General features: G+C 59.2%; 24 protein-coding genes. 12 read left to right on the forward strand and 12 right to left on the reverse strand.

Going from position 1 to position 26180, the window contains the following annotated elements:
* The first annotated feature begins 547 nt into the window (after window positions 1–547).
* A complete protein-coding gene (locus tag AMK05_RS17000; RefSeq protein WP_064840351.1) occupies window positions 548–1258 on the forward strand; it encodes an Ig-like domain-containing protein in 711 nt (236 codons plus the stop codon).
* A gap of 117 nt (window positions 1259–1375) precedes the next feature.
* On the opposite strand, the gene AMK05_RS17005 is transcribed toward AMK05_RS17000, so the two are convergent.
* The 5 genes from AMK05_RS17005 to AMK05_RS17025 all read right to left on the reverse strand — a co-directional run bounded on the left by AMK05_RS17005 (window position 1376) and on the right by AMK05_RS17025 (window position 8111).
* Window positions 1376–2080, reverse strand: a complete 705-nt coding sequence (locus AMK05_RS17005; protein WP_064840352.1) for a hypothetical protein — start codon at window positions 2078–2080, stop codon at window positions 1376–1378.
* Window positions 2080–4356, reverse strand: a complete 2277-nt coding sequence (locus AMK05_RS17010; RefSeq protein ID WP_064840353.1) for a polysaccharide biosynthesis tyrosine autokinase — start codon at window positions 4354–4356, stop codon at window positions 2080–2082. Before AMK05_RS17010 ends, AMK05_RS17005 begins: the two co-directional genes overlap by 1 nt.
* Window positions 4357–4407: 51 nt before the next feature.
* The gene (locus AMK05_RS17015; RefSeq protein WP_064841419.1) at window positions 4408–5112 is read right to left on the reverse strand and encodes a hypothetical protein; all 705 of its coding nucleotides are present in this window, start codon (window positions 5110–5112) and stop codon (window positions 4408–4410) included.
* A 76-nt stretch (window positions 5113–5188) separates the two neighbouring features.
* Entirely contained in the window at window positions 5189–6400 is a 1212-nt protein-coding gene (locus AMK05_RS17020; protein WP_064840354.1) for a polysaccharide biosynthesis/export family protein, read from the reverse strand.
* A 286-nt stretch (window positions 6401–6686) separates the two neighbouring features.
* Window positions 6687–8111: an O-antigen ligase family protein gene (locus AMK05_RS17025; RefSeq protein ID WP_064840355.1), complete on the reverse strand. Its 1425-nt coding sequence runs from the start codon at window positions 8109–8111 to the stop codon at window positions 6687–6689.
* Between the two features lie 304 nt (window positions 8112–8415).
* Between AMK05_RS17025 and AMK05_RS17030 the strand changes: the two genes are divergently transcribed.
* Together AMK05_RS17030 and AMK05_RS17035 are read left to right on the forward strand one after the other, a co-directional pair.
* Entirely contained in the window at window positions 8416–9015 is a 600-nt protein-coding gene (locus AMK05_RS17030; RefSeq protein ID WP_064840356.1) for a transglutaminase-like cysteine peptidase, read from the forward strand.
* Window positions 9016–9282: 267 nt separating this feature from the next.
* Window positions 9283–10611 (forward strand): UDP-glucose dehydrogenase family protein, encoded by a 1329-nt coding sequence (locus AMK05_RS17035; RefSeq protein WP_064840357.1) that lies wholly within the window; start codon window positions 9283–9285, stop codon window positions 10609–10611.
* A gap of 89 nt (window positions 10612–10700) precedes the next feature.
* On the opposite strand, the gene AMK05_RS17040 is transcribed toward AMK05_RS17035, so the two are convergent.
* Entirely contained in the window at window positions 10701–11495 is a 795-nt protein-coding gene (locus AMK05_RS17040) for a metallophosphoesterase (protein WP_064840358.1), read from the reverse strand.
* Window positions 11496–12093: 598 nt separating this feature from the next.
* Here AMK05_RS17040 and AMK05_RS17045 point away from each other — a divergent pair.
* Entirely contained in the window at window positions 12094–12345 is a 252-nt protein-coding gene (locus tag AMK05_RS17045; protein ID WP_049733739.1) for a KTSC domain-containing protein, read from the forward strand.
* Window positions 12346–12425: 80 nt separating this feature from the next.
* Here AMK05_RS17045 and AMK05_RS17050 read toward each other — a convergent pair whose 3' ends face one another.
* The 3 genes from AMK05_RS17050 to ung all read right to left on the reverse strand — a co-directional run bounded on the left by AMK05_RS17050 (window position 12426) and on the right by ung (window position 14813).
* The gene (locus AMK05_RS17050) at window positions 12426–13031 is read right to left on the reverse strand and encodes an alpha/beta hydrolase (RefSeq protein WP_064840359.1); all 606 of its coding nucleotides are present in this window, start codon (window positions 13029–13031) and stop codon (window positions 12426–12428) included.
* An 11-nt stretch (window positions 13032–13042) separates the two neighbouring features.
* Complete coding sequence (locus AMK05_RS17055; protein WP_064840360.1) at window positions 13043–13975, reverse strand: VOC family protein; 933 nt, start codon at window positions 13973–13975, stop codon at window positions 13043–13045.
* A gap of 130 nt (window positions 13976–14105) precedes the next feature.
* Window positions 14106–14813 carry a uracil-DNA glycosylase gene (ung, locus tag AMK05_RS17060; RefSeq protein ID WP_064840361.1) on the reverse strand — a complete coding sequence of 236 codons (708 nt, stop codon included), beginning with the start codon at window positions 14811–14813 and terminating at the stop codon, window positions 14106–14108.
* A gap of 235 nt (window positions 14814–15048) precedes the next feature.
* Between ung and AMK05_RS17065 the strand changes: the two genes are divergently transcribed.
* The 3 genes from AMK05_RS17065 to AMK05_RS17075 all read left to right on the forward strand — a co-directional run bounded on the left by AMK05_RS17065 (window position 15049) and on the right by AMK05_RS17075 (window position 18373).
* A complete protein-coding gene (locus AMK05_RS17065) occupies window positions 15049–16473 on the forward strand; it encodes a phosphomannomutase (protein WP_064840362.1) in 1425 nt (474 codons plus the stop codon).
* A 37-nt stretch (window positions 16474–16510) separates the two neighbouring features.
* The gene (locus AMK05_RS17070; RefSeq protein ID WP_064840363.1) at window positions 16511–17938 is read left to right on the forward strand and encodes a mannose-1-phosphate guanylyltransferase/mannose-6-phosphate isomerase; all 1428 of its coding nucleotides are present in this window, start codon (window positions 16511–16513) and stop codon (window positions 17936–17938) included.
* A 129-nt stretch (window positions 17939–18067) separates the two neighbouring features.
* Entirely contained in the window at window positions 18068–18373 is a 306-nt protein-coding gene (locus AMK05_RS17075; RefSeq protein ID WP_064841420.1) for a hypothetical protein, read from the forward strand.
* A gap of 14 nt (window positions 18374–18387) precedes the next feature.
* On the opposite strand, the gene AMK05_RS17080 is transcribed toward AMK05_RS17075, so the two are convergent.
* Window positions 18388–19344 carry an endonuclease/exonuclease/phosphatase family protein gene (locus tag AMK05_RS17080; protein WP_064840364.1) on the reverse strand — a complete coding sequence of 319 codons (957 nt, stop codon included), beginning with the start codon at window positions 19342–19344 and terminating at the stop codon, window positions 18388–18390.
* Window positions 19345–19625: 281 nt separating this feature from the next.
* On the opposite strand from AMK05_RS17080, the gene AMK05_RS17085 reads away from it, so the two are divergent.
* A complete protein-coding gene (locus AMK05_RS17085) occupies window positions 19626–20642 on the forward strand; it encodes an NAD-dependent epimerase (protein WP_064840365.1) in 1017 nt (338 codons plus the stop codon).
* Window positions 20643–20686: 44 nt separating this feature from the next.
* Here the strand turns inward: AMK05_RS17085 and AMK05_RS17090 are convergent, their stop codons facing one another.
* Both AMK05_RS17090 and AMK05_RS17095 read right to left on the reverse strand, forming a co-directional pair.
* Window positions 20687–21001, reverse strand: a complete 315-nt coding sequence (locus tag AMK05_RS17090; protein WP_064840366.1) for a hypothetical protein — start codon at window positions 20999–21001, stop codon at window positions 20687–20689.
* 248 nt (window positions 21002–21249) lie between these two features.
* Window positions 21250–21519: a hypothetical protein gene (locus AMK05_RS17095; protein WP_064840367.1), complete on the reverse strand. Its 270-nt coding sequence runs from the start codon at window positions 21517–21519 to the stop codon at window positions 21250–21252.
* Window positions 21520–21590: 71 nt separating this feature from the next.
* Here AMK05_RS17095 and AMK05_RS17100 point away from each other — a divergent pair, with 71 nt between their 5' ends.
* Genes AMK05_RS17100 through AMK05_RS17115 form a run of 4 tightly spaced genes read left to right on the forward strand, consistent with a single transcriptional unit; the run spans window position 21591 to window position 26180 of the window.
* Window positions 21591–22295, forward strand: a complete 705-nt coding sequence (locus tag AMK05_RS17100; protein ID WP_064840368.1) for a CerR family C-terminal domain-containing protein — start codon at window positions 21591–21593, stop codon at window positions 22293–22295.
* Window positions 22292–23302, forward strand: coding sequence for a secretion protein HlyD (hlyD, locus tag AMK05_RS17105; protein WP_064840369.1), 1011 nt, complete (start codon window positions 22292–22294; stop codon window positions 23300–23302). Before AMK05_RS17100 ends, hlyD begins: the two co-directional genes overlap by 4 nt.
* The gene (locus AMK05_RS17110) at window positions 23299–25056 is read left to right on the forward strand and encodes an ATP-binding cassette domain-containing protein (protein ID WP_064840370.1); all 1758 of its coding nucleotides are present in this window, start codon (window positions 23299–23301) and stop codon (window positions 25054–25056) included. Before hlyD ends, AMK05_RS17110 begins: the two co-directional genes overlap by 4 nt.
* Entirely contained in the window at window positions 25053–26180 is a 1128-nt protein-coding gene (locus AMK05_RS17115; RefSeq protein ID WP_064840371.1) for an ABC transporter permease, read from the forward strand. The genes AMK05_RS17110 and AMK05_RS17115 overlap by 4 nt, the downstream gene beginning before the upstream one ends.

Genomic DNA, 26180 nt, shown 5'->3' on the forward strand with positions numbered 1-26180 from the left:
GGCGTTAAAGTTGCAACGCACAACAACAATGTATTTTTACTAGAATGCCGGTTCGATGGCAGTCCATTTTTCGTAACCGGCGGATTGTCGTGACCATGTCGTTACAACTGTGAAGTTTGTCCCTCGGCGTATCCGACAATGGAAATGACAATGACGAACCTAATAGGATATGAGATAGGCTATCGAGATAACACGCCAAATTGACCAAAAGACATTGCTAGCCCAATGTGATTATTTGACAATTTCATCTGAGTGGAAGTGACTTCCCTGTATTCCTATTGATTGCTTCCGAATAAAACTTCTTACATTATGAAGAAATATGCTCAATCGTATGACACGCTGCGTATTCACTTATTATTAAAGTGACAATCTTTCGGCGCCCCCTCCAATTACCACGATTGTATGTGTGCCATTATTGCACACGCGGCACTCTAATGTTCATCTTACGTTAATCTCAGCCTTGACTCTCTGTCTTAATATATCCTTAATCGCACCCGTCGCTAAGGTTAAAATTGGCCAGCGAAGATCAATTCAAGGAGAGACAACAATGGCTATTCACGCAACCGACGATACTGCCACATTTCTGGAAACCGACGTCATCTCGGGAAATCTGCTGAGCAACGATTCATCTGACAACGGTCACCTATTCCTTCGCGCATTCGATCAGCAGAGCGTCGGCGCCAAGCAAGGCAACAGCCAGATTACTGAAATCCAAGGCGACTACGGCACCTTTTTCGTCAAGCCGGACGGCAGCTACACCTATGTTCTGAGCGATGCTGCCAAGGTGAACTTCACCAATGGTGAATTGCTCCAGGAAAAGGTCTCGTACAAGATCTCCGACGGCAGCGGTCATACCGATGTCGGCCTGTTCACCCTGAATATTCAGGGCGTAACCCAGGTCAAGCCGATCGCCGTCGACGACCACTACAGCTTCAATGAAGGCAGCCCCATTGCCGGCAATGCGCTCGACAACGACATCCCCGGCGATAATGGACATCTCTTCCTCCGTCAGTTCGCCGGCACGAACGTGAACGGCAACCCGAGCGCAACGACCGACGTCGCCGGGACCTACGGCACCTTCCATGTCAAGGCCGATGGCTCATTCACTTATGATCTGGCGGCAGATATCGCTCCCGGCGATCACGTCACGGAAACCATCCAGTATTACAAGATTTCCGACGGCCAAGGTCATACCGATGCCGGCGTTCTGACGCTCAATATCACGGGCACGGATTTCGTCTCGGGCGCCAGCGTCTGATCGTCCAGCAGCCGATCAATCCACAACGCCCGCCGCCCCAAGCAGCGGGCGTTGTCGCCTATCGCGCTTGCATCCGACCGTCTTGAGTCTGGACCGTCCTCGGAAATCTGCCGACGGTTACTTGCCGCAACGCTGCCGAAACCGCGCTGTCACGCCGTCCCCGGCGCCTGCCCAGCTTCGATCGAAGATGGGGCGGAGTTGCGGGCTGATCTCTTTTATGGTGGCGTTGACCCTGCAACGGTCACCGAGTTTCAGCATCGTCGTGAGATCGCTATCGAGCGCAATCTTTGCCGCCGAAAGCGTTGCATTGGTGAAATCGTTCCAGAAATAAAACCGAGTCAAAATCATCGACTCGTCGTGAGGCGCAAGAGCGACAGCACGCTTCATCATTCCCGCAATCGAAAGCGGCTCTTCCGCGATGATCGACTGAACAGCGGCCAGACGAAGCCAAAAATTGCTGTTTGTCGGCATGCAGGAGAGTGCATATTGCAGATAATTGCGGGCGCTCGATGCGGCAGCAACCCAGGCATCGTAGTTGACACTGACATTCTGTCGATCGAGTTGCGCCAGTACCAGCGTCACACCGGCGGCGACGATATCGGATCGGCAATAATGTCCGTCAACCACGTCGGCACTGCGCGACGCATATCTGGCCACCACATCATCGGCGACGGTCTCGCCGCGCTCGATCCTCTCGGCGACGATCGAGATGCTGGCCGTTCTGATCGAAGCATAGAGCTCTCGCCCGGCCAGCACCACAAAGACGACGGTGACGATAACGAAAGCGATCCTGGTGACCGAAACGACCCGGCGTTCGAACATCAGCTTTCGGTATAGTATCGCGAATAACGCTTATAATAATATTCGCTGGAGCCGAATGTCCGGTAAAGCTTCATCTGCGACGGATCGACCTTGGTCAATATAGCGCCGACGCATTTCGCATAGAGTTCCGGCTCTGACAACAGCGTCGACTGCACGACCTTGCGCGAGGTCTTTCCCCACTCGATGACGAAAACCACCGCATCGAGCTTAGAGTTGATGGCGCGCGCATCCACGACCGGCGCCAGGGGCGGCAGGTCGACGATAATGTAATCGAAGCTTTGACGCGCCACTTCAAGAAGCTGATCCATGCCACGCGATGCAAGCAACTCCGACGAATGCGGGACACGATACCGCGCAACCGTCGGCAGAAATGCCAGCTTGGTTTTGGGATCGAGAAGGATCAGATCCTTGAGCGGGCGGCCATCGACGATCGCCTCGAGCAAGCCGGCCTCGGCATGGCGGCCGATTGCCCGGGTCGCGCCGGGATTGCGCATGTCGCCGTCGATAAGCAGGCAGCGAGCGCCCTGCATTGCCAGAAGCTTGGCAAAATTGATGGAGGTCGTCGACTTGCCCTCGCCGGGCAAGCTCGACACTACGCCGATGACCTTGCAGCGCTGATCGGCTGCGCTGAGGTCGATCGCAATCTTGGCGCTTCGAAGCGTCTCGGCAAACGCCGAGAGCGGGTGCTCCTCGACATAGGTCGTGGTCTTGCTGCCCCTGGCGATGCTTCGCGGATTGCTGGGATCGACGAGCGTCGGATCATCGACGTTATCGTCAACCAGCGGCATGACGCCGAGCGATTCGACATCGAGCACTTCCTTGACGTCGTCGCCAGTGCGGAAGAACCGATCCCGGAATTCTCGGAAAGCGCCTATGCCGCTTCCGACCGCACATCCGAGGAACATCGCAAAGGCGACGACAAGAGCTCTCTTCGGAGCACTCGGCTTCGTCGGGGTCTCCGCCATCGTGATGATGCGCGCAGCGGTAATCGGGAAGCTCTGCTGCTGAATGGCTTCCTGGTAGCGTGTCAGGAAGCTCTGATAGAGATTCTTGTAGGTATCGCGCGTGCGCTCGAGCTCGCGAACCTGGACCTGTGTTTCGCCGGCCGTCGCGGCAACGCCGGTCGCCTTCGTGACACTGTCACGCAAAGAATTTTCCCGCGACTGTGCAACCTGCAGCTCGCTTTGATAGCTCTCGGCGATGCGGTTCAACTCATCGAACATGAGTCTCTTATATTCTTCCATCTCCGCACGAAGCCGAACCGCCTGGACGTGATCGGGACCAAGCCGCGCCTCGATTTCGGTCTCGAGCTTGGAGGCCTCAAGATACTTCTTGCGCAGGTCGTTGGAAATGGAGCTGTCGAGCACGTCGGTGACGATCGCATCGGTCTGCTTGGCGTCGATGATCGATTTGACGCGCGCATATTTTGCCTCGGCCTTCGCCGTCTCGGCCTGGGCGTTGATCAACTGCGTGTTGATCTCCGAAAGCTGCTGCTCGCTGATCAGCGTACCGGATCCGGCCTCGACAAGCCCATGCTCGCTGCGGAATTTCTGAACCGCAAGGTCGGTATCCAGCGCCTGCTGCCGTAGCTCTTCGATACGCTCCTGCAGCCATTCACCGGCCCGGCGTGTCGCCTCGTATTTCGAATTGAGTTTGTCGACCAGATAGACGTCGGCAATGGCCGCGGCGATCTGACGCGCCATATCGGGCGACTGCGAGGTATAACTGACATCGAGAACGTAGGATTTGCCGACACGTTCAACATCGATATTGCCGGCCACAGTTTCCGCGGCGTACCGCCGCAGCATTTCCGGATCGGGCGCGACTGCCGCGTCGTCGGCAAACCATGATTTGAAATTCACCAGCGACTTCAGCGTCGCGACTGAAAACAGCGAACTCCGCTGGGCGTTGAACACCGGATCGTTGACCAGTTTCAACTTATCGACGACGGCATAGGCGATCGTGTCGGACTTCAACAGCTCGACCTGGCTGAGGACGGTTCCTTCGTCATCGTCCATCTGGCCGAAAGCCGCCAACTGGTTGATCACCTGGTTATCGCTGCGGTCGATCAGCACGCTTGTGTCGGCGGTGTAGACCGGCACCGACGTCAGGACATATACAACGCCGAGAATGGCGAAGGCGAACGCGCACGCCGCAACCATCCGCCACTGTCGGCGGGCAATCGCGATGAGCTTATCGAAATCGATGAAGTCAGCTTCGTTTCCCGTATCGCGGGAGGGATCGATACGCGGCGTAAGTTTATCTGGCGATAGCAATTTCGATCTCCAACTAAGGCGTCAAGCGCTAAGATCTACGGGCAATTCCAGCTATTGTATGACGGGTGTGCTCGGACTGGTCGATCCCGTCGTGTCAGAGGACGACTGTCCTCCCCCATTGACGGTGAGGAATGTCCTTGTCGTCGTCGAGGACGAACTATCTCCGTCGCCGGCGTTCGAAACCAGCGAACCGGCAGTCGTCGCAGCGCCGTCAAAGGGCGTACCGTCGTCCGATCCAGGACCTGTCTGCCCGATCGACCCCGTATTGCCGATGCCGGATGCGGCAGTCGCACCTGCCCCCGGGCCGAGCGCTGCAGTTCCGCCTTCGGCTAGGACCTTTGCAAAGGCTGCGAGCAGCGGCGCAAGGTTGGGATCGGCGCTCGCCGCGTCGGCGACGGCCTTTTCGATCGCCAGCTTGAATTGCGGATCCGATACCTGGCAGCTGTTTGCGGCACGTCCAAGACCCGAGCCGATCGCCGCCATCTGCGCGGCATTGGCCTTCTTGGCCTGCTCGATCACCGGCGACAGCGCGTCATTGCTGGTCCCGACCAGAGCACGAACACGCGACGACAAGATCAATGGATCGGACATGTCGAGCAGAACGGCGGGGTTGGCCGTAAATCCGCTCACATCGACCGAAGTGAGATTTGCCGGACCCAGGCAAGCCGCCGCAAAAGCGCTTGAATTCATGCCGGCAAACATCGCAACGGCAATTCCGCTATATGCAAGCTTACGATAAACAGCTGACCTTGCCATAACATAGTCCTTCATCAAATCCGCTATATAGACCGTCGGCATCGATCACTCGCGATCGATGCCGGCCCGCCCTAAATCAATTTCCGAGATCCTGGACCGCATTGCGAGTATCATTCGCATCGTCGGTCACGCCGGCAACAGTGGACGATACCGAGTTTACGATGTCAAGGAACTTGACCAATTCAACAGAGTCCGAATTGGAAATATAGATAATATCCTTGTCTTCCATCTTGAATTGCTGAACGGCAAACAAGGTTGCCGGATCGCGAAGGTTCGCGCGAACGATCACCGGAACCGTCTCACCCGTAAATCTCGTCGTGTCGACATTCATCGACTGAACCGTTTTCTTCGGGACCAGGCGATAGAGCAGGACCTGCGCCGGATCGGCGCGGTCATCGCGCAGGCCGCCCGCCTTGGCGATTGCTTCTCCGAGGGTCAGGTTAGACTCTTCGAAATCGAAGCGGCCGCTGACGCCTGCGGCGCCGAGCGTGAGATAGGTGCGGCGCTCATGATCGATCGAGACCGTATCATTCGGCGCGACATAGATATTCTCCGCCGGATTCTTCAACAGCGTATTATAGGCGACGGTTGCCGTCTTGCCGCGACGCTGCAGCGTCACATTCGTTTCGATATTGTTGGTCGTCAAACCGCCGGCGGCGGAAATGACATCGAGAACACGCTCACCGGCCGGGCTGATCGTGACGCGCTGAGGATTGTTGACGTCACCGAGCACGGCCACCTGACTTGAGCGGCTGTTCGTGGTCGTAATAACCACCTGCGGCTCGATCGCGCGGCTCGCCAGCCGATCTTCGACGTCCTGCTCCACGGTCTCCTTCAGGCGACCGGCGGCCGGAACGCGACCAGCATAGGGAATCGTAATCGTTCCGTTTCGATCGATGGTCTGCTCCGGCAGATTGATGTAATTGCCGGGTCGGCTGCCGGCGTCCGAGGGAATGAACAGCCCACCGGACTGAGCTTCGAAGATTGCAACCTGAACGACGTCGCCATAACCAAGCGGAATTTCAGGCGCCCCGCCGCGACCACCACCAAATCCTTTGAAGGACGTCGGCTGGATAGAGGTAAAATAGGGCAGAACGTTCTTGCTGAGATCGATCAGGGCGTAGTCGATGCCGACGCGACGCTCCTTCGTTGTCACTTTCACTGCCGCATCTCGATCAACATCTTTGTGATCGGGACCGGATCTTGGCAATGAGGTGCAGCTTGCCAATATAGTGGTTAGCGCTACAACAATGGCGACGCGTGTACTAACGATACGAGAACAACCCATAGAATAACCTGTGTTGACGCCCTTGAAGCTACTGCCCCGCAATCTGACAAAATACAAGACAATCCCCGATCAATAACACTGAAAGCCGATTAACATTCCCCTAACTGTGGCAGGCCGGCAACGCCGGGCTCCTTAGGAAGCGAAAACGACCCAGTCCAACTTTCCTGGCGCCGCAACAGCCCGAAGGCTAGACCCGCTATAAAATTTCTTGCGTTTCAGAGTCAACAGTTCGCACCTGCACAATCGCTATTTTCCAAAAACCTTCATAGATCCATGCGTCTAATTTTTAACGGGTGAGCGGCCGCTCATATGCCACATCAGCCCCTGCTTTGCTGCGCCCCAGACTTATCGCGACAACCGCACTGAGGAAGGCCGAATAAAACACGGCGAAACCGGGTATTTGCAACGAGAAATCGACTGCCGCGTGAAGGGCGACCAGAACCGTCGCGGCCAGGCCAAGCAGAACATAATGCCTGAGACGCCGCCTTTGGGCGAGCCCGTGCCAGAACACCCTGGCAAGCACGAAAAAGGCCAGGATCACGGCAATCGGAAACAATATCCCAAGACCCAGAAATCCTTCGAGATAGAAATTATGCGCCCGGTCGAAGATCCCGAAAATCCCGCAGGCAGGATCGCGATAGGCAGGAAATATTGTCCGGAAGGTTCCGAGACCGCTCCCCGTCAACCAGTGATCCGAAATGGCACGCCATATGCCCGGCAGGATGCAGAACCGATCATCATCCTCGAGCCGCCGCTCTTGCGCGCGCAAAATCGCCTGACCTGCAAACACCGTCAGCAGCACCACGACGAAAACGATCGCCGAGAGAAGCTTCGCCGCCGAACGCCATCTCCGTGCTGGTTTCGGATAACGCTGCGAGCCGCTCCAATTCATCACCAGCCACGGAAAATAAATGAGAGCGGCAATAAAGGTCGCGAATATGCCGGCACGCGAGCGGGTCAGCATCAGCGCGGCGAAGCACGCGCACAAGAGCAGGATGTACATCCACGACTTCAATAGAAGAGTATTTCGGCCGGGTTCGCCGGGCGGATGGTTCGAATAGGAACGGGCGATGTCTCTGACCAGGGTCAGCATCAGCAGCGTCCCAAGCCCGAGGAAGGTCGCCGCGGTATTGCGGTTGACGAAGACTGCGGTCAGGCTGTCGAGGTAGGCGCGCTTCTCCACGACGATCAGGATGTTGGGAAACAATGAAAACTGCAGCAGGCCGAACACAGCGATGATTCCTGCCGAAAGCCCGAGCAGGGCCAGCACTTTCTTCGCGCGCTGATCGGTATCGCATAGGAGAAGCCCAGTCAGGAACGTCACGAAAGGCAGCGCCACAGTGAGGATCGACGCCAGCGTGTCGGCCGGTTCGACCGAGATCGCCGCGTACTCGACACCTGCGAGATCACGCGCAGCACTCCAGGCCGGGTTTGCCAACCAGTTGGAAGGCAGTTCGATGGTCTGGATGAACGTCCAGCCTGTCACCACGACAAGCATCAACAGAGCGACACTGAAAATCCGTCTGCTTTGTCTCGGCTCTCCGAACAGCAATGCCGAAATGGCGCCGAGGGTAAACATTCCGATCGCGGCAAAGGCGAAGGGAAAGGGCGTGACGCTCCCGAACGGAATGAGCGTCAGTATAACGAGGCCGATAAAGGCGAGGAGAAGAGCCTCTCGCAAAACCTGCCTGTTGATGAGGTTGGATAACATTCGATCTCTTCGCCAGCGAGCGGCACCGGCAGAATTACAACCCGAGCGGTTAATATGCACGTACTAACATAAGTTGCATATCAAGGCCTTGCGTGTTAAAGTGCAACAGAATTTCACATCGTTTAAAATTGTCGCGAAAGACTTAAGCCAATCGAGACAAGCCCCGGATATGCTCCGTCAAGCAGCAGGAACGGGACAGTCGTTCTGCGGCCAATACTTGGCAGATCACTAAATCGCCATGCCATTGACTGAGAAAAAAGGCAAGCCTGATCTCAATCGGTTGCCCTGAACGGGGATTTAACAGATGAAGAAAACATTCGTTACACTTCTGGCGCTGGCCTTTACAGCAGGGAACGCCTGCTCGGCATTTGCCGCCGGTCCCGCAGGTTTCGCCCGTGGCCTGAACGGTAGTTCGGCGGTCAGCTATATCTCTGAAAAAGGCAAGATCATTCCGCCCTTCGCGCAGGTATTGTTCTGCGCCCAGAACCCGGCGGAATGCCGCGACAACAACGGTCTCTCGGTCGTTGCGCTCACCGATGAGCAAATGCTGCAACTGAAAAACGTGAACGGCACCGTCAATCGTACGATGATCGGCCGGAACGATTCCCGCAACGAATTGAACGGCGACGTCTGGAAAGTGAATGTCCGCAGCGGCGACTGCGAGGATTTCGCGCTCACCAAGCGCAGCCGGCTGATCGCTATGGGCTGGTCCTCACGCGCTTTGCGGATTGCGACCGCCTTTACGCCCTCCGGTGAAGGGCATGCCGTCCTGGTGGTCAGGACTGACAAGGGCGACCTCGTGCTCGACAACAGGCAAAGCAGCATCAAGAACTGGCGGGATACCGATCTGCGCTGGGACAAGATTCAATCGGGAACGGACCCTTATGTCTGGTACCGGCTGTAACAGTGGGCGCAGCAAAATAAACTGAACGCACCCTGTCGAGATCGAAGTCGAGCCGCTCTGACGAACGGCTCGACTTGTCATATTGCCCACACAAACCTATGTTTTTGCTGTCGACACGGCCGCCGGCAGAGAGTTGCGGCGCACCAGGTTCGATTTCGGGTGTGGGTATCAAGCGATCTTCGTTATTGTCTTTTCGCCCAGATTAAGTATGACGGACGCCATGCTGCGACGCAGCATGATGTCCTACTCTAATGATTTGAGGGAATTATGCGCATCACGATGATTGGATCAGGCTATGTCGGCCTCGTTTCAGGCGTTTGCTTTGCGGATTTCGGCCACGACGTCATCTGCGTAGACAAGGATCTGAGTAAGATCGAAGCCCTTCGCGAAGGCCGCATTCCGATCTACGAGCCGGGTCTGGAACAATTGGTCGCGGAAAATACCAGCACGGGCCGGCTGTCGTTTTCGACGGATGTCGGCGAAAGCGTCCGTAGCGCCGACGTCGTCTTCATCGCGGTCGGCACGCCATCCCGGCGCGGCGACGGCCACGCGGATCTCTCCTATGTCTACGCCGCCGCGCGCGAGATTGCCACCTATGTGGAAGGCTTCACCGTGATCGTCACCAAGTCGACGGTGCCGGTCGGCACCGGCGACGAAGTCGAGCGCATCATGCGCGAAACCAATCCTGCGGCGGATGTCGCCGTCGTTTCCAATCCGGAATTTTTGCGCGAAGGCGCGGCGATCGAAGATTTCAAGCGTCCCGACCGTATCGTCGTCGGGCTGAATGACGACCGGGCACGCGAAGCCATGACCGAGGTCTACCGCCCGCTTTACCTCAACCAGGCACCCCTGGTCTTCACCACCCGCCGCACCTCGGAATTGATCAAATATGCTGCCAATGCATTCCTCGCGATGAAGATCACCTTCATCAACGAGATCGCCGATCTCTGCGAACGGGTTGATGCAAACGTCCAGGACGTTTCGCGCGGCATCGGTCTCGATGGCCGTATCGGCGCCAAGTTCCTGCATGCCGGCCCAGGTTACGGCGGTTCGTGCTTCCCCAAGGATACGCTTGCCCTTGCCAAGACGGCGCAGGATTACGACGCGCCGGTGCGGCTTATCGAGACGACGATCTCGATCAACGACAACCGTAAGCGAGCCATGGGACGTAAAGTCATCTCGGCCGTCGGCGGAGACATTCGCGGCAAGAAGATCGCGATTCTGGGTCTGACCTTCAAGCCGAACACCGACGACATGCGCGACAGCCCGGCGATTGCCGTCATCCAGACCCTGCAGGACGCCGGCGCCCTGGTGGTCGGCTACGATCCCGAGGGCATGGAGAACGCCCGCAAGGTTATCGAGAACATCGATTATGCGAGCGGTCCTTATGAAGCGGCCGCTGGTGCGGATGCGCTTGTCATCGTCACCGAATGGAACCAGTTCCGCGCGCTCGATTTCAATCGCCTGAAGCAGTCGATGCGCGCCCCGGTCCTGGTCGACCTGCGCAATATTTACCGCAGCGACGAGGTCCGCAAACACGGCTTTGCCTATACGGGCATCGGCACCAATCTCTATCACGAATCGGCAGACGCCTGACAGGTTCTGGTAAACCGGTAATCGTCTCGACGCCGCGGAACAAAATTCCGCGGCGTTTGGTTTTTGGCGCACCGAAAGATCGCGACGCCTCAGGCGAGAAGCCTGACCCGCGTTCCCTTTATCGTCAGAACGGTCAGTCGGCCGGTCGCCGAAACTGCGGTGTCGATGCCGATCCGTTGCGGGCCGAATGTCGGGGTTCGCGCCGGGGTATGCCCATGGATCACGAGGACCGGAAGCTGCGGCCCTTCATCCAGGAAGGGTTGGCGGATCCACATCAGATCGCTGTCCTTCTGCTTCTTGAGGTCGATGCCCGGTTTGATTCCGGCATGGACAAAGACCACCCTACCCATCCGCAGCATGATCGGCAGAGATTCCAGGAATTGAATATGCCGCTCGGGGATCATGTTGCGAATGACGCGGGCAATCATGTCGCTTCCAGCCGCAGACTGCAGCAGATGCTCGATATCGATACCGTATGAGCGCAACGTCTCCGTCCCGGCAAAGCCGAGCCATTCAAGAATGTGCGCCGGTTTGCGGTAGAGCTTCGCCAGTTCCGCGTCATGATTGCCGCAGAGAGCGAAACGCTGAAATCCCGGCGGCGGGCTCTTGCTGAGGAATTCCAGCACCGCACTCGAGTCAGGCCCGCGGTCGACATAATCGCCGAGCATGACGATCAGCTTCGGCCCCGGAATGCGCGCGGCATCCTCCTCGATGCGGCGATGCGCCTCGACGAGTTCGTTGTAACATCCGTGAATATCGCTCATTGCATAGACCGCAGCGAATTCGCCTTCGGCAAAGGTCAGCCGGGCGCGTCCTTTGCGGCTACCAGCCAGTATCGGTATCTGTTGTCGCCACGGCCCGAGATAGTTAAACATGTAACCCATTTATGAGATCCGACAGCATGTGAGGCAATCGGAAAAGCTCCGTTTCCTGCCCATCCCTGCATAGGCATGAGCCGCAGTGTTCAAAAAGAAGTTGGCCTGATCACGGCCTTGTCGAAATTGTAACCCACCCGGCGTGAAGAACTGTGCGGACGTCGCGGTGAACCGACAGCCCCTTTCCCAGCGTCGCCGATAGCTGCCGGCACGGTCCCCTCCCAAGCGACATCGAATCACCTGATCCTCGCCTTCACGTGCAGGGAGCTTTACATGCAACGTTCCCGCGACCGTGAAATTACGTTGCGAGAAACGGCAATTTGTATTCGGTCATTTCGCAAGCGCATCACGGTTAATATTGCGCTGTATTTTGGTAGATGAGGGTTAATTCGGCGTTAAACCATGTTATTCGTTCGCTCCGCGGCTGTGTCAGTCGCCAGTTCTCCGAGCTGGAGAATTTGCGGCAATCGAGTTTCCACAGGCGACACCTCCCAAAAAGCTGCATAAATCAACTATAGCGAGAGCCAAGAGAAAAAAATGAACGCTTAAGCTTATCATGCTTGACGCTACTGCGGCGGCGCATGATGATGGCGTATTGCGAGCGTGAATGACATTCCTCACCGGAAATCTCAGATCCAAAACTGCGGGGTGCAAAGTGGAAACTGCGGTTGATTCGAAACTTATCGAGGCGATCACCTACGACGAAGACAGCCGGCATCTACGGGTCTATCTGACAAACGGTCAAAGGCGGGAATATGAAGGTGTCCCCAAGGGCGTCGTCGTCGGCTTGACGATGGCGGAATCCCCGGGAAATTTTTATATGACGGCAATCAGAGGCAAATATCCTCCCCGCCCCTAGCGATCCATCATTTCAGCCGAGATGCGGGACCGGCATTCACCGTCCCGCATCTCGGCGCCACCGACCGGCGGCCTCTTCCATCAATAGCCACTGAAGAAATCGCGAACTGCATCGATCTCGAGCGGCGCAATCTCATGGCCACCCGGATGCCAGACCGTCCTGACATCAGCGCCGCGATTTTTCAGATGCTCCGACAGCGCCTCGGTCACCGAGACGGGGGCGATCGGATCCCGCTGGCCGGCCGTCACCAGCACCTTTCTCCCCGCCAGAGTTGCCTGGGCTTCAGGCTGAAACGGAATGAGCGGGTGCATCAGAACAGCGGCATCGAAGATCCCCTTCTCGATCAGCACATTGGCAAGAATGTTTGCGCCATTCGAAAAACCGAGGCCAAGAACCTGGGAAGCCTGATGCTTGCCAGCCAAAGCCGTGACATAGGCGGCCATCTTCTCCGTTGCCCGGGAAAGATCGGCCATGTCGTAGACCCCCTCCCCGGTGCGCCGGAAGAACCGCGCCGCGCCATGTTCAAAAACGTCGCCGCGCGGCGACAAAATCGTCGCTTCGGGCAGCAGGCGCCGGCCGAAATCGAAAAACTGGTTTTCGTCGCCGCCGGTGCCGTGCAGTACCAGCAGGATGGGTTTGTCGGGTGCACCGGCATGCAGCCGGTGCACATATCCAGTGTCGGTCATATCGCCTCTCCTTACGCCTCGAGCGGCTGCAGGTGTTGCTCGAGCAGCGCGCGAAGATGGGCGTGCTGCTGCGGCAGCTTCAGGGCTTCGCCGAGATGGGCCGTATCCTCGTCGCGGTTAAAGCCCGGCTCATTGGTCGCGACTTCGAACAGCACGCCGCCCGGCGTGCGGAAATAGATTGCCCAGAAATAATCGCGGTCGATCACCGGTGTCACCTGATAGCCGGTGTCCATCAGCGCCTTGCGCACTTCGAGCTGCTTCTCGCGGTTTTCCACGGCGAAGGCGACGTGGTGGACGGAGCCGGCGCCGGGAAGCGCGCGGGCAATGTTCGGCATGGTCTCCAGATCGATGAGATGCGCGCCGTTGCCGTCAGGCTTGATCAGCCGCTTGACGCCATCCCGTTCCTCGGCGACCTCGTAGCCCATGAATGTCAGGAGTTCGGCGGTGGCGCCTTCATCCCGCAGGCGCATGGCAACGGAATGGAAGCCGCGAATGGCGTGGTCCTCGCTGATGCCGCCATGGGTCCAGGCCTGGCGGGCATCGTCCTTGACCTCGACGAGCGCAAAGCCGTCGCCGTCGGGACCGGAAAAATTCAGGCGCTTCTCGCCAAAACTTTCCTCGTCCTTCAGCCCGCCGATATTCAACGTGCTGAAACGATCGCTCCAGAAGCCGAGCGAACCCTGCGGAACGGAAAACACCGTCGTGCCGACCTCGCCGGTGCCGGGACGGCCCTGCGCCATCTTCGGAAACGGGAAATAGGTCATGACCGTGCCGGGCGCACCGGTCTCGTCACCATAATAAAGGTGATAGACGTCAGGCGCGTCGAAATTGACGGTCTTCTTGACGCGGCGCAGGCCAAGCGCATTGGTGAAGAACTGATTGTTGGTCCGGGCGTCCTCCGCCATCGACGTGACGTGGTGCAAACCCTTGATCTGATCAAGCATGTGAAACCCCTTTCTTGCCCGCAATTCGCGGGCTTTCGATGAGGCTAAGATGCGCGCTGAACCTCCATGGGAACAGACCCCCAGATCAAAACGCATTGTCTTCTTTTAGTGAACGAAGATGCGTTGACGTTCACAAGTCGATGTCTTGGGGATCGGCCGGCAATTGCCAGTCGATCGGCGCGCGCCCGCGTGACTGCAGGAAATTATTCGCCTTCGAAAAATGTCCGCAGCCGAAAAATCCGTTATGGGCCGAAAGCGGCGAAGGATGCGGCGCCTTGAGCACGAGATGCCGCGTCGTATCGACAAAAGTCGCCTTGCGCTGGGCATAGGAGCCCCAGAGCATGAAGACGACGGATTCGCACTCGTCGTTGACTTTGCGGATAACCGCGTCGGTGAAGCGCTCCCATCCCTTGCCCTGGTGCGCAGCCGCCTGTCCTTCCTCGACGGTCAGCACGCTGTTCAGCAACAGCACGCCCTGTCTTGCCCAATGTTCGAGAAAACCGTGGCGCGCCGGCGCTAGGCCGAGGTCCGTCTGCATCTCCTTATAGATATTGACGAGGGAGGGCGGGATGCGAACGCCCGGCCGCACGCTGAAGCACAACCCGTGTGCCTGCCCCAGCCCGTGATAGGGGTCCTGGCCAAGAATGACGACCTTGACGCTGGAGATCGGCGTCAGGTCGAGGGCGCGGAAATACTCGCTGCCCCGGGGGAAAATCCGCTTGCCGACCTGCTTCTGCGTGACCAGAAAGGATTTTAGCTGCTGCATATAGGGGCTCGAGAACTCCGTCGCCAAGGCGGCTTTCCAGCTCTCTTCGAGATTGATTGACGTATCGCTCATCGAGCAAACCCTTCGCATATGACGAAACAACGGACACACGGTTCTAACAAAATCGATCTACGCTGTAATGGCTGCCGGCTCTGCAATGCGTCTACGCCTTTGGGATAGACGAGAGAGGATTGCGAGAGGCTTCCGAGACACGGTCGTCCGTGTTTAACTATATGACGGCTTCGGTATTTACGCCGGCAGGCGGCCTGAGTAGAACCGTGATGATAAACCGGGGACATGTCTTCAGATGAAATTCGGCACGAGCGGCCTTCGCGGACTTTCAGTGGATCTCAAGGGACGCGCCTCTGCGCTTTATGCAACCGCGTTCGGAAAATATCTGCTGCAGACCGGCAAGGCTGAGGTCGGAGATGCCATTCTGATCGGCCGCGATTTTCGCGATTCGAGCCCCGATATCTCGGGAAATTGCGCCGGCGCACTCGCCGCGCTCGGTTTCCGGGTATTGGACTGCGGCAACGTCCCGACGCCAGCTCTTGCCCTTTATGGCCTCGACAGCAACGCTGCATGCCTGATGGTGACGGGCTCGCATATTCCGGCAGACCGCAACGGCATCAAGTTCTATCGCCCGGACGGCGAGATCGACAAATCGGACGAGGCCGAGATCACCGCATTTGCGGCCGAGATCGACCGAACAGGCGAGCCCGTTACAGAGGCGCCGGCCCAGACCGAAGATCATCAGGCGATCTGCCGGCAGCTCTTTTTCCAACGCAATGCCGCCCTGCTGCCGCAAGGCGCGCTATCCGGCATGAAGATCGGCGTCTACCAGCACAGCACCGTCGCCCGCGACCTGCTGGTTGACGTTCTCGCCCATTACGGCGCCGAGATCACCGCTCTCGGCCGTTCGGAGAGTTTCATTCCCGTCGACACCGAAGCCGTTTCCGACGAGACGGTCGCGCTGATGAAGCGCTGGGTGTCCGAGCACAAGTTCGATGCGATTGTCTCGACCGATGGCGACGGCGACCGCCCGCTGGTCGCAGACGAAACCGGCACGCCGCTGCGCGGCGACCTTCTCGGCCTTGTCGCAGCCAATTTTCTCCGTGCCGGCACGGTCGTGACACCTGTTACTTCAAATTCCGGCATCGAGGCCGCGGGCTCTTTCGCCGTCAGGCGCACCCGCGTCGGCTCGCCCTTCGTCATATCAGGCATGGAAGAGGCCGTGGCAGCCGGCAAGGATCACGTCATGGGCTTTGAGGCCAATGGCGGGCTGCTGACCGCAACCCTTTTCGATATTAACGGCGGATCCGTGCGCGCCTTGCCGACGCGCGATTGTTTTCTCCCCATTCTTGCGATCCTGTCGCTCGCCGCCGCTCGCCGGCAGCCGCTTTCGGCCGTTGCCGCCTCCTATCATCTGCCCTTCGCCGGCGCCGATCGCCTGGAGAATTTCCCGGTGGAGACGAGTGCTGCGCTGATGGCGCATCTGCGCAGCTCCGATGAAAATCTTGGCGCCTTCCTGCAGCCGATCGGCGAGGTGGCGGCGAAATCCGATATCGACGGCCTGCGTGTGACGCTGAAAGACGGCAGGATCATTCATTTCCGCCCCTCCGGCAATGCGCCGGAAATGCGCTGCTACGTCGAAGCAGGGAGTGAAGCCGCAGCCCTGGATCTGCTGAAGACGGGGCTCGCCCGAATAACGGACTGGGCAGACGCCCGCTAAACATGCCACGAACAAGCTTTTTTCAAGGAACCCGCCTATGACGCAGAAAATCGTTCCCGTGATCATGGCCGGCGGCAAAGGCACGCGGCTCTGGCCGCTTTCCCGTGCCACCGCCCCGAAACAGTTCATCCAGTTCGTCGGCAACAAGACGCTGTTTCAGGATACGCTCGAACGTGTTTCCAACCCGGAGCTCTATGAAGCGCCGATCGTCGTCACCAATGAGGAATTTCGCTTCCTCGTTGCCGAGCAGGCCCGCGCGCTGGCTGTCCCGCTCGCCGCCGTGCTGCTCGAACCGGTCGCCCGCAACACCGCCGCAGCGGTGGCCGCCGCCGCCACCCATGCTGCCGAGCTTTTCGGCAAGGATACCATCATCCAGATGCTCGCCTCCGATCACGAGATCCTCGCCGACGCGAGCTATTTCGATTGCATCCGCATCGCCCGAAATGCCGCAGCCGATGGCAAGCTCGTCACTTTCGGCATCAGCCCGACCGAGCCTGCCACCGGTTACGGCTATATCGAAATCGGCGATGCGCTCGAAAACGGCGCCCATAAGGTCAGCCGTTTTGTGGAAAAACCGGCATTGGAAAAGGCCGAGAAAATGCTCGCCGACGGCGGCTTCTACTGGAACTCCGGCATCTTCATGTTCCCGGTGGCGGAGCTCATCGCCGAACTGCAGGAATATGCGCCGGATGTGCTGAAGGCGGCGAGCAAGGCCGTTTCCAAGGCAAGCCGCGACCTCGACTTTACCCGCCTCGACGCCGATCATTTCGCCAAGAGCCCCGATATCTCCATCGACTACGCGATCATGGAAAAGACTTCCAAGGCCGCCGTGGTCCCCTCGCCGTTCAAATGGTCTGATATGGGAAGCTGGGATGCTGTCTGGAAATCAGGCGCCCGCGACGACAACGGCAATGTCGCCGCTGCAAACACCACCGTCGTCAATACCCGCAACTCGCTGGTAATGACCCACGGCGTGCATCTTGCCGTCCAGGGCATGGAGGATGTCGCCGTTATCGCCAGCGAGGACGCCGTCTATGTCGGACCGCTCAAAGACAGCCAGAATGTCGGGCAATTGGTCAAGATGCTGGCCTCTTCGTCGGCGACGGCGAAATTCACCGAAACCCACCCGACATCCTATCGGCCCTGGGGCGGCTATACCTCGATCTTCAACGGCGATCGTTTCCAGGTGAAGCGCATCTTCGTGACCCCGGGCAAGAAGCTTTCGCTGCAGAAACACCACCATCGCTCCGAACACTGGGTCGTCGTCAAGGGAACGGCCGAGGTGACGGTCGGCGAGACCGTGCGAATGCTGCGCGAGAACGAAAGCGTCTATATCCCGCTCGGCGAAGTCCACCGTCTCGCCAATCCCGGCAAGATCGTCCTCGAGCTCATCGAGGTGCAGACGGGCTCCTATCTCGGCGAGGACGACATCATCCGCATCGTCGATGAATTCGGAAGAACGTAACGTCGCCGCCGGACTGGCCGGTCCCGAACAATGGGCCGCCTTTTCCGGCGCGACCGCCATCGCTGTTGAACTCGCTATCGGAAATCTCGTAGAATGGATGTACCGAAAGTCATGACCGGAGATTCCTTGATGCGTATCTTGCCCGCCCTCGCCGGACTTCTTGCGATCATGGCACCGGGAATGGCGTTGGCCGAACCCGGAAAGATGCGGACCGCAAGCGAGGCTGAAATCCGCGAGCATCTGCCGGGCACGTCGGAGCTGAAAGAAAGCAGCAACGGTTACGAATATCGCCAGGGCAACAGGAATGGCTACAAAATAACCAATGGCCAGGTGTGCGTCCGGTTTCCCAACAAGTCGACCGACTGCGTCAGCGTGAAGACCGACGGCGAGAAATTTCAGATGATCGACAAGAAAGGCGGCAGGACGAAATTTTGACTTTGCCCGGCAGCCTATTCTGCCGGTGCAGGTTCACCGTCCCTGTCGAGAACGAATTCGGCGATCAGACCGGAATGGTTAGAGCCAAGATTGTCATCGAGACGTCTCAGCGATGTCAGATGAAGCGGCGGGCGCACAAATATATGGTCGATGGCGATCCCCAATGAGCCGGCAGCAATCGGCCATGTCGCCGGTTCGGGCGCGATCATCTTCAGTCCCTGTTTGCGCAGGAAAGCCTGGATGCTCGGGGCGATCGACGAAGAGTTGAAATCACCTGACAGCACCAGAGGGCCCTCGATCGAACCAAGCGCTTTGGCGAGATCTTCCAATTCAGCCATCTGGAAATCGTCGAAATATGGCTTGGTCAGATGCGCCGAAACCAGATTGATGGTTTCGCCGCCGAAGTCGACGCTCGATATAACCAGCCTGTCTTTTCGCAGGCTGCCCATGCTTGCGACCTGCCGGTTGACGAACGGCCGTTTGGACAGCACCAGCGTATCGCAGGCATCCTTCCCGGTGTCGCAACCGATATGATAGGGATAGGCCTTGAACAATTGCTGCAGATGGAAGGTCAGCGGCTTGGCTTCGAGCAAATTGACGACATCGGCATTCGACGCGATCACCATGTCGGTGATGGCGGTCGAGTTTTTCCAGTTGTCGATCGCAATGTTGAACGACATCAGACGAAAAAGCGGCGGCCTGTCCGTGTTTGCGTCATCCTCGGAAAACTCGCGTAGCATGACGACGCCGTGAGCGACGAGAACAAGCGAGACAAACAGAAGAACGAAGCCGTAAGTGTGTCGCCTGACAGCCAGAATGATCAGGCTGGCGGCAACAAAGAGGACGCCGAAGTGGACCTGGAAGCTGTAGAGAAAGGACAGCAGCCAGAAGTTCGTGACATAGCGTAAGGACACGATCGCGATGGCAACGGTCAGAAACGCGCAGAGAATCCAATAAATTATCTCTCTCATCGATCCTGACCTGCTTGCAGACGACACGCCGGCCATAACATGCAGGCCGACATGTTGCAACGCAGCATGACAGCCGATGGCCGCGGCCGGCCTTCGGACGATATCGACGGCCCGCCGTCATCCGGCCGGACAAGGGACTGATAAACCGACGACCGCAACCATGGCGGCCGCGGCCTTCTCTTTCAAAGATCTATCGACTCGGCCTCTTCTTATCTTGTAAGTGGGGGCACGCGATACGGAATCGGCTTTTGCCGTCGGCAGTGAGCCGAAAGAAGGTGGGAATGCGCTACTTCATTACCGGGACTGCCGGCTTTATCGGTTTTCATCTGGCCAGGCGCCTGCTGCAGGAAGGGCACGAAGTCACCGGCTTTGACGGCCTCACTCCCTATTACAACGTCAAGCTCAAGGAGATGCGCCATGCAGCACTCTCCCAATTCCCAGCCTTCAAACCGGTCATCGCTATGCTCGAGGATCGTGAGGCGCTGGAGACAGCGGTTGTCGCGGCGAAGCCCGACATCCTGATCCACCTCGCCGCCCAGGCCGGCGTGCGTTACAGCCTGGAAAATCCCGAGGCCTATCTTCGATCGAATGTCGAAGGCTCGTGGAACATCATGGAAATTGCGCGGCGCGTCGAAATCCGTCATCTGATGCTGGCCTCGACGTCATCGATCTACGGCGCCAATGCGACCGTTCCCTTTCACGAGACCGATCGCGCCGACGAGCCGCTGACCATCTATGCCGCGACGAAGAAATCGATGGAGCTGATGGCGCATAGTTATGCTCATCTGCACAAGATCCCGACCACGGCCTTTCGCTTCTTCACCGTTTATGGCCCGTGGGGCCGGCCCGACATGGCGCTGTTCAAATTCACCAAGAACATGCTCGAAGACCAGCCGATCGAAATCTACGGCGAAGGTAATATGAGCCGTGACTTCACCTATATCGACGATCTCGTTGAGGGGATCGTCAGGCTGTCGGCAATCGCCCCTGGCGAGGACAACCGTCTGGGCAATGCGGCCATCGAAACGCTTTCGCGCCAGGCGCCCTTTCGGGTCGTCAATATTGGCGGCGGCCAGCCGGTCAGCCTGATGGATTTCGTCGAAACGGTGGAAAAGGCGCTCGGCCGTCCTGCCATCCGCAAGATGCTGGCGATGCAGAAGGGTGACGTGCCGCGCACCTTCGCGGCCCCCGATCTGCTCGTGGCGCTGACCGGTTACAAGCCGGATACGACTTTGGATGTCGGCGTCAAAGCCTTTGTCGACTGGTATCTCGATGTCCGCGGCGAGCTCGGCGCCTAGCTTACCTCGATTGCCGACACGAATTGCTTCCTGCGACCGGAATATCAGCGCAGAAACGTCACCGTCTGCACCGCGTCAGCCGCCTTCGAAAACACATACTCGACGACAACGGTCAGCTTCTGCGAATAGGCCTTGAGCTGATAGTCCTCGCCCTCAATTTGAGCAGGGCTGCGCAGGACGAAGGGAACGCCGGGGCGCACGAAACCGGCGCGTGTCGTCAACGGAGTTTCGGGCGAGTGGCCGATGGCGGAGGTGTACATCAGGTCGCGGCCAAGGCTGGCGGGACCGATGGCAAGCGCCGGCCCGGTGGCGCCGGCGATGGTCAAAGTCAAAGCGATGGCGGCAAGAATTTTGTGCATGTCGAAGTCCCCATTTGCGGATCGGCGGGCTTTGCTTCGCCCGCCTCCAAACGATCGACGCGTCTGTCCACGCTTCGGTCGCTTTCATGAGACCACTCTACACATCAGTATTTGCAGGGCTTTTAAGCCGATCGGTCAAATTTTAGGGAATTCGGCTTTCTCTCCCGCTCGTCGCGGGACACACGGGAAAACGCTTCCCCGCTCCGAGCTCGCCAAGGCGAGATCGGCGCGATGCTGACGACCGCAATCTAAAGAACGCGATCCAGCTTCTTGTTGATATGCAGGTTCGGCATCAATCCCGCACTTTGCGCGGCATGATAGGATTCACGCGCCGCATCGAACGAGATCGACCACATGATGGCGCTCAACAGCAGCGCAATAATATAAATTTGGATACGCATCGCATCGGCAATAGGCAAAGAGCAAGGCCGTTTTGTGTCGAAAAATGAGCGCAAAAATAGAAAAAATCGGCGGATTTTTTTGGCCGGCGTGATTGCGAGCCTGGTGAAAAGCTCCACAGTTCGGGCCGCTTCTCTGCAAAATATATCAATCGATTGACTTATTTTGCGATCAGCGTTATAAAACTCTCATGAACCAGGAAAGCGACACCCAAACTCCGCCAGCATCCGCCCGGGCCGAGGCCGCGCGGCAGAAGATGTTGGCCGCCGCCCTCGACGTCTTCGGCCGCTACGGCTTTGACGGCGCGTCGACACGCCAGCTGACCGAAGCCGCCGGCGTCAACCTGCAGGCGATCCCCTATTATTTCGGCAGCAAGGAAGGTCTTTACATCGCCACGGCCGAATATCTGATGGCCCGCATCGATACGCATGTCGGCGACATGCGGGCGCGTATCGGCACGCATCTCATGGCGATCGACACTGCCGGCGAAACGCTCGACGACAGCGAAGCTCGTCTCTTCCTCACGGAAATTCTCCAGACCATGGTGACGCTTTTCGTCGGCAAGGAATCCGAATCCTGGGCGCGCTTCCTGATCCGCGAGCAGATGGAGCCGACCGAAGCCTTCGCAAGGGTTTATCAGGGCATCATGCGGCCGATGATCGAGATGGGCCGGCGGTTGATCGGCGCCATCTTGCGTGAAGATCCCGCCTCCGAACATGTGCGCCTGCGCACCTTCAACCTTATGGGCAGCATCCTCGTCTTTCGCGTCACCCACGCAGCCGTGCTTGCCCAGATGGAATGGGAGGCCGTCGGCCCGGAACAGGTGGAAATCTTACGCGGCCTTGCCGCCGAACTGGTCGATGTGCTCGGCCCGCCAAAGGGAGGTGCGGCATGAAACGCCTCGTCCCCGTCGCCCTGCTTCTTCTCGTAGCGGTAGGCGCCGCCTGGTGGTACGGCTTGCCCGAAAAGCTCGGCTGGCTGCCCGAGGCCCGCCGCGAATTCGTCCTTTACGGCAATGTCGATATCCGCCAGGTGTCGCTCGGCTTCCGCGTCAGCGGCCGCCTCTCCGAACTCCGCGTCGACGAAGGCGACGTGGTCAAAAGCGGAACGGTGCTGGCGAAGCTCGACGCCGCACCCTATGAATTCGCCGTTCGCTCCGGCGAGGCCAACGCCGCCGCCCTTCGGGCAACCCTCGACAAGCTGAAGGCAGGCCCTCGCCCGACTGAGATCGCCCAGGCGCGCGCCGCCTATGACGAAAGCCTCGCCGATCTCGAAAATGCCAACCTCGCTTATGACCGCGCCCGCCAGCTGCGTCCACAGGGCACGATTTCCGAAGCGACGCTCGATCAGGCGACCGCCGCAAAGGCGATGGCCGCCGCCCGTTCGCAGTCCGCCAACGAGGCGCTGAAGCTGCTGCAGGAAGGTTCGCGCATCGAGGATATCGCCGCCGCCGATGCGCAGGTAAAGGCAGCGGAGGCAACACTCGCCGCGGCCCGCACCTCACTCACGGACACCGAACTGCGCGCGCCGAACGACGGCGTCATTCTCTCGCGGGTGCGGGAGAACGGCGCGATCGTCTCACCGGCCGATACCGTCTTCGTGCTGTCGCTGACCGAGCCCGTCTGGGTGCGCAGCTATGTCGCCGAGCCCGATCTCGGCCGCATCCACCCCGGCATGCAGGTTTCCGTCGCCTCCGATACGGCGCCCGACAGGCCGTATGAAGGCACGATCGGCTTCATCTCGCCGGTCGCCGAATTCACCCCGAAATCGGTGGAGACGCCGGAGCTCCGGACCGATCTCGTCTATCGCCTGAGGATCGTCATCGACAAGCCCGGCCCGGATCTACGCCAGGGCATGCCAGTCACGGTGCGGCTTTCCCAGCCGGCGGCAGACGGACGATGACCGCCGCCAAGACCGCCCCCCGGACAGATTGGGACGACAAGCCGCTCGTCTGGATCGACGGCGTCACCAAGCGCTTCGGCGATGCGCCTCCCGCCCTCGACGCCGTCTCCGGCGTCATCGGCGGCGGTGCGATCACCGGCCTCGTCGGCCCTGACGGCGCCGGCAAGACGACGCTGATCCGCCTGATGACAGGCCTGATGCTGCCCGACACGGGGACGGTGGAGGTTCTCGGCTTCGATACCAGGAAAAATGCCGCCGGCATCCAGGCGGCGATCGGCTACATGCCGCAGCGCTTCGGCCTCTATGAGGACCTCTCGGTGCAGGAAAACCTCGATCTCTATGCCGATCTGCGCGGCTTGCCGAAAAGCGAGCGCACCAGCACCTTCGACGAACTGCTGACCTTCATTGACCTCAAACGCTTCACCAGCCGGCTTGCCGGAAAACTCTCCGGCGGCATGAAGCAGAAGCTCGGCCTTGCCTGCGCACTTCTCAAAAAACCACGCTTGCTGCTGCTCGACGAGCCCGGCGTCGGTGTCGATCCGATCTCGCGCCGCGACCTCTGGAAAATGGTAGAGAACCTGACGAAGGAAGGCATCGGCGTGCTCTGGTCGACCGCCTATCTCGACGAGGCGGAAGCCTGCGACCACGTGCTGCTGCTGAACCAGGGAAAACTGCTCTTCTCGGGAAAACCCGCTGAGCTGACCCAGCGCGTCAACGACCGGGTCTTCAGGGTGTCCGATGTCAGCGGGCGCCGCCGGCAGGTGCTTGCCGAGCTCCTGCAGGCCGATGGCGTCATCGACGGCGTGATCCAGGGCGAAGCGATCCGTCTGGTGGCGGCCGAGGACAAAAAACCCGATATCGGCAAGCCCGGCGACGGCGCGACACTTGCCCCCGCCCCGCCCCGCTTCGAGGATGCCTTTGTCGACATGCTGGGCGGCGGCCCCGGCGGCCGCTCCAGGCTTGCCGAAGCGCAAGAGCCGCTGAAGGCCGAGGGCGACCGGCCGGTGATCGAGGCCAAGGGCCTGACCAAGCGCTTCGGCGATTTCACCGCCGCCGAGGATATCAGCTTCGATATTCGCCGCGGCGAGATCTTCGGCCTGCTCGGCCCGAACGGCGCCGGTAAATCCACCACCTTCAAGATGCTCTGCGGCCTATTGAAGCCGACCGGCGGCAAAGGCCGCGTCGCCGGTTTCGATCTTCGCCGCGATGCCGGAAAGGCCCGCAACCAGCTCGGCTACATGGCGCAGAAATTCTCACTCTATGGCGATCTCACCGTCATGCAGAACCTCGAATTCTTCGCCGGCGTCTATGGCCTTCGCGGGCACCGCAAGCGCGAGCGCATCGCGCTGATGGCCGGCATTTTCGATTTCGGCCGCCACGCCCGCGAGCCCGCCAAGGACCTGCCGCTCGGCCTCAAGCAGCGCCTGGCGCTTGCCTGCGCCGTCATGCATGAGCCGCGCGCCCTCTTCCTGGACGAGCCGACATCGGGCGTCGATCCGATCACAAGGCGCGAGTTCTGGACGCATATCAACGGACTTGTGGAAAAAGGCGTCACCGTGCTCGTCACCACCCATTTCATGGACGAGGCGGAATATTGCGACCGCATCTCGCTGATCTATCGCGGCCGCTCGATCGCGCTTGGCTCGCCCGATGAGTTAAAGGCAAGAGTGGCGACGAAAGAGCAGCCGGATCCGACGATGGAGGACGCCTTCATCGCCCTGGTGCAGCAATCGGAAGCGGAGGACGCCGCATGAGCGCCTCTTCCGGCCGGCTTCGGCGTCTTTTTGCCCTTGTGCGCAAGGAGAGCTTCCAGGCGATCCGCGATCCGAGCAGCATTCTGATTGCTTTCGTGCTGCCGCTGATCCTGCTCTTTCTCTTCGGCTACGGCGTTTCGCTCGATACCACCCGCACCCGCATCGGCCTCGTGACCGAGGAACTGACGCCGCTGACCCAGGACCTGTCGGCCAGCTTCCAGGCCTCACGCTATTTCGATGTCGCAATGGGCCGCGACCGGCGCCTGTTCGAGGAAGAACTCGTGCTCGGCAAGGTGCGCGGCATCGTCGTCATCCCGGCCGATTTCACCACGCGCTACACGGCAGACAACCGTCCCGCCATTCAGGTGATCGTCGACGGCTCCGACCCGAACACCGCCAATTTCGTCCAGAACTACGCCCAGGGCGCCATCGCCAACTGGGAGCAGCAGCGCCAGGCCGACGTGGCCTCCCGCACTCCCGCCATCGCGGTCGAGCAGCGCTTCTGGTTCAATCCGGAACTCACCAGCCGCAATTTTCTCGTGCCCGGCTCGATCGCCATCGTCATGACGCTGGTCGGCACGCTTCTGACCTCGCTTGTCGTCGCCCGCGAATGGGAGCGCGGTACTATGGAGGCGATGATGGCGACGCCGGTGACGGCGGTCGAACTGCTCACCGGCAAGATCCTGCCCTATTTCCTGCTCGGCCTCACTTCGATGACGCTCTGCGTGCTGCTTGCGGTCTTTCTTTTCGGCGTGCCGTTCCGTGGCTCGGTCGCCGCCCTTTACGCCCTGTCGGCCGCCTTCCTGGTCCCGGCGCTCGGCCAGGGCCTGTTGATCTCGACGGCAACGAAGAACCAGTTCCTCGCCTCGCAGCTGGCGCTGATATCAGCCTTCCTGCCAGCCTTCCTGCTGTCGGGCTTCCTCTTCGAGATCAATTCCATGCCTGCCGTCATCCAATGGATCACCTTTATCGTGCCGGCGCGTTACCTGATCCCCAGCCTGCAGACGGTCTTCCTCGCCGGCGACATCTGGCCGATGTTCGCAAAGGCAATCTCCGTCATGCTGACGATCGGCGCCGTCATGTTCGTGCTTGCAGCGCGCAGCACGCGAAAGAGGATCGGCTGA

The organism is Rhizobium sp. N324, assembly GCF_001664485.1.
Classification (GTDB): Bacteria; Pseudomonadota; Alphaproteobacteria; order Rhizobiales; family Rhizobiaceae; genus Rhizobium.

What these genes read in the sequence shown, in the direction of transcription:
- AMK05_RS17000 (WP_064840351.1), top strand. Translation starts at nt 548, where the DNA reads ATGGCTATTCACGCAACCGACGATACTGCCACATTTCTGGAAACCGAC.
- AMK05_RS17005 (WP_064840352.1), bottom strand. Translation starts at nt 2,080, where the DNA reads ATGTTCGAACGCCGGGTCGTTTCGGTCACCAGGATCGCTTTCGTTATC.
- AMK05_RS17015 (WP_064841419.1), bottom strand. Translation starts at nt 5,112, where the DNA reads ATGGCAAGGTCAGCTGTTTATCGTAAGCTTGCATATAGCGGAATTGCC.
- AMK05_RS17020 (WP_064840354.1), bottom strand. Translation starts at nt 6,400, where the DNA reads ATGGGTTGTTCTCGTATCGTTAGTACACGCGTCGCCATTGTTGTAGCG.
- AMK05_RS17025 (WP_064840355.1), bottom strand. Translation starts at nt 8,111, where the DNA reads ATGTTATCCAACCTCATCAACAGGCAGGTTTTGCGAGAGGCTCTTCTC.
- AMK05_RS17030 (WP_064840356.1), top strand. Translation starts at nt 8,416, where the DNA reads ATGAAGAAAACATTCGTTACACTTCTGGCGCTGGCCTTTACAGCAGGG.
- AMK05_RS17035 (WP_064840357.1), top strand. Translation starts at nt 9,283, where the DNA reads ATGCGCATCACGATGATTGGATCAGGCTATGTCGGCCTCGTTTCAGGC.
- AMK05_RS17040 (WP_064840358.1), bottom strand. Translation starts at nt 11,495, where the DNA reads ATGGGTTACATGTTTAACTATCTCGGGCCGTGGCGACAACAGATACCG.
- AMK05_RS17045 (WP_049733739.1), top strand. Translation starts at nt 12,094, where the DNA reads ATGACATTCCTCACCGGAAATCTCAGATCCAAAACTGCGGGGTGCAAA.
- AMK05_RS17050 (WP_064840359.1), bottom strand. Translation starts at nt 13,031, where the DNA reads ATGACCGACACTGGATATGTGCACCGGCTGCATGCCGGTGCACCCGAC.
- AMK05_RS17055 (WP_064840360.1), bottom strand. Translation starts at nt 13,975, where the DNA reads ATGCTTGATCAGATCAAGGGTTTGCACCACGTCACGTCGATGGCGGAG.
- ung (WP_064840361.1), bottom strand. Translation starts at nt 14,813, where the DNA reads ATGAGCGATACGTCAATCAATCTCGAAGAGAGCTGGAAAGCCGCCTTG.
- AMK05_RS17065 (WP_064840362.1), top strand. Translation starts at nt 15,049, where the DNA reads ATGAAATTCGGCACGAGCGGCCTTCGCGGACTTTCAGTGGATCTCAAG.
- AMK05_RS17070 (WP_064840363.1), top strand. Translation starts at nt 16,511, where the DNA reads ATGACGCAGAAAATCGTTCCCGTGATCATGGCCGGCGGCAAAGGCACG.
- AMK05_RS17075 (WP_064841420.1), top strand. Translation starts at nt 18,068, where the DNA reads ATGCGTATCTTGCCCGCCCTCGCCGGACTTCTTGCGATCATGGCACCG.
- AMK05_RS17080 (WP_064840364.1), bottom strand. Translation starts at nt 19,344, where the DNA reads ATGAGAGAGATAATTTATTGGATTCTCTGCGCGTTTCTGACCGTTGCC.
- AMK05_RS17085 (WP_064840365.1), top strand. Translation starts at nt 19,626, where the DNA reads ATGCGCTACTTCATTACCGGGACTGCCGGCTTTATCGGTTTTCATCTG.
- AMK05_RS17090 (WP_064840366.1), bottom strand. Translation starts at nt 21,001, where the DNA reads ATGCACAAAATTCTTGCCGCCATCGCTTTGACTTTGACCATCGCCGGC.
- AMK05_RS17100 (WP_064840368.1), top strand. Translation starts at nt 21,591, where the DNA reads ATGAACCAGGAAAGCGACACCCAAACTCCGCCAGCATCCGCCCGGGCC.
- hlyD (WP_064840369.1), top strand. Translation starts at nt 22,292, where the DNA reads ATGAAACGCCTCGTCCCCGTCGCCCTGCTTCTTCTCGTAGCGGTAGGC.
- AMK05_RS17110 (WP_064840370.1), top strand. Translation starts at nt 23,299, where the DNA reads ATGACCGCCGCCAAGACCGCCCCCCGGACAGATTGGGACGACAAGCCG.
- AMK05_RS17115 (WP_064840371.1), top strand. Translation starts at nt 25,053, where the DNA reads ATGAGCGCCTCTTCCGGCCGGCTTCGGCGTCTTTTTGCCCTTGTGCGC.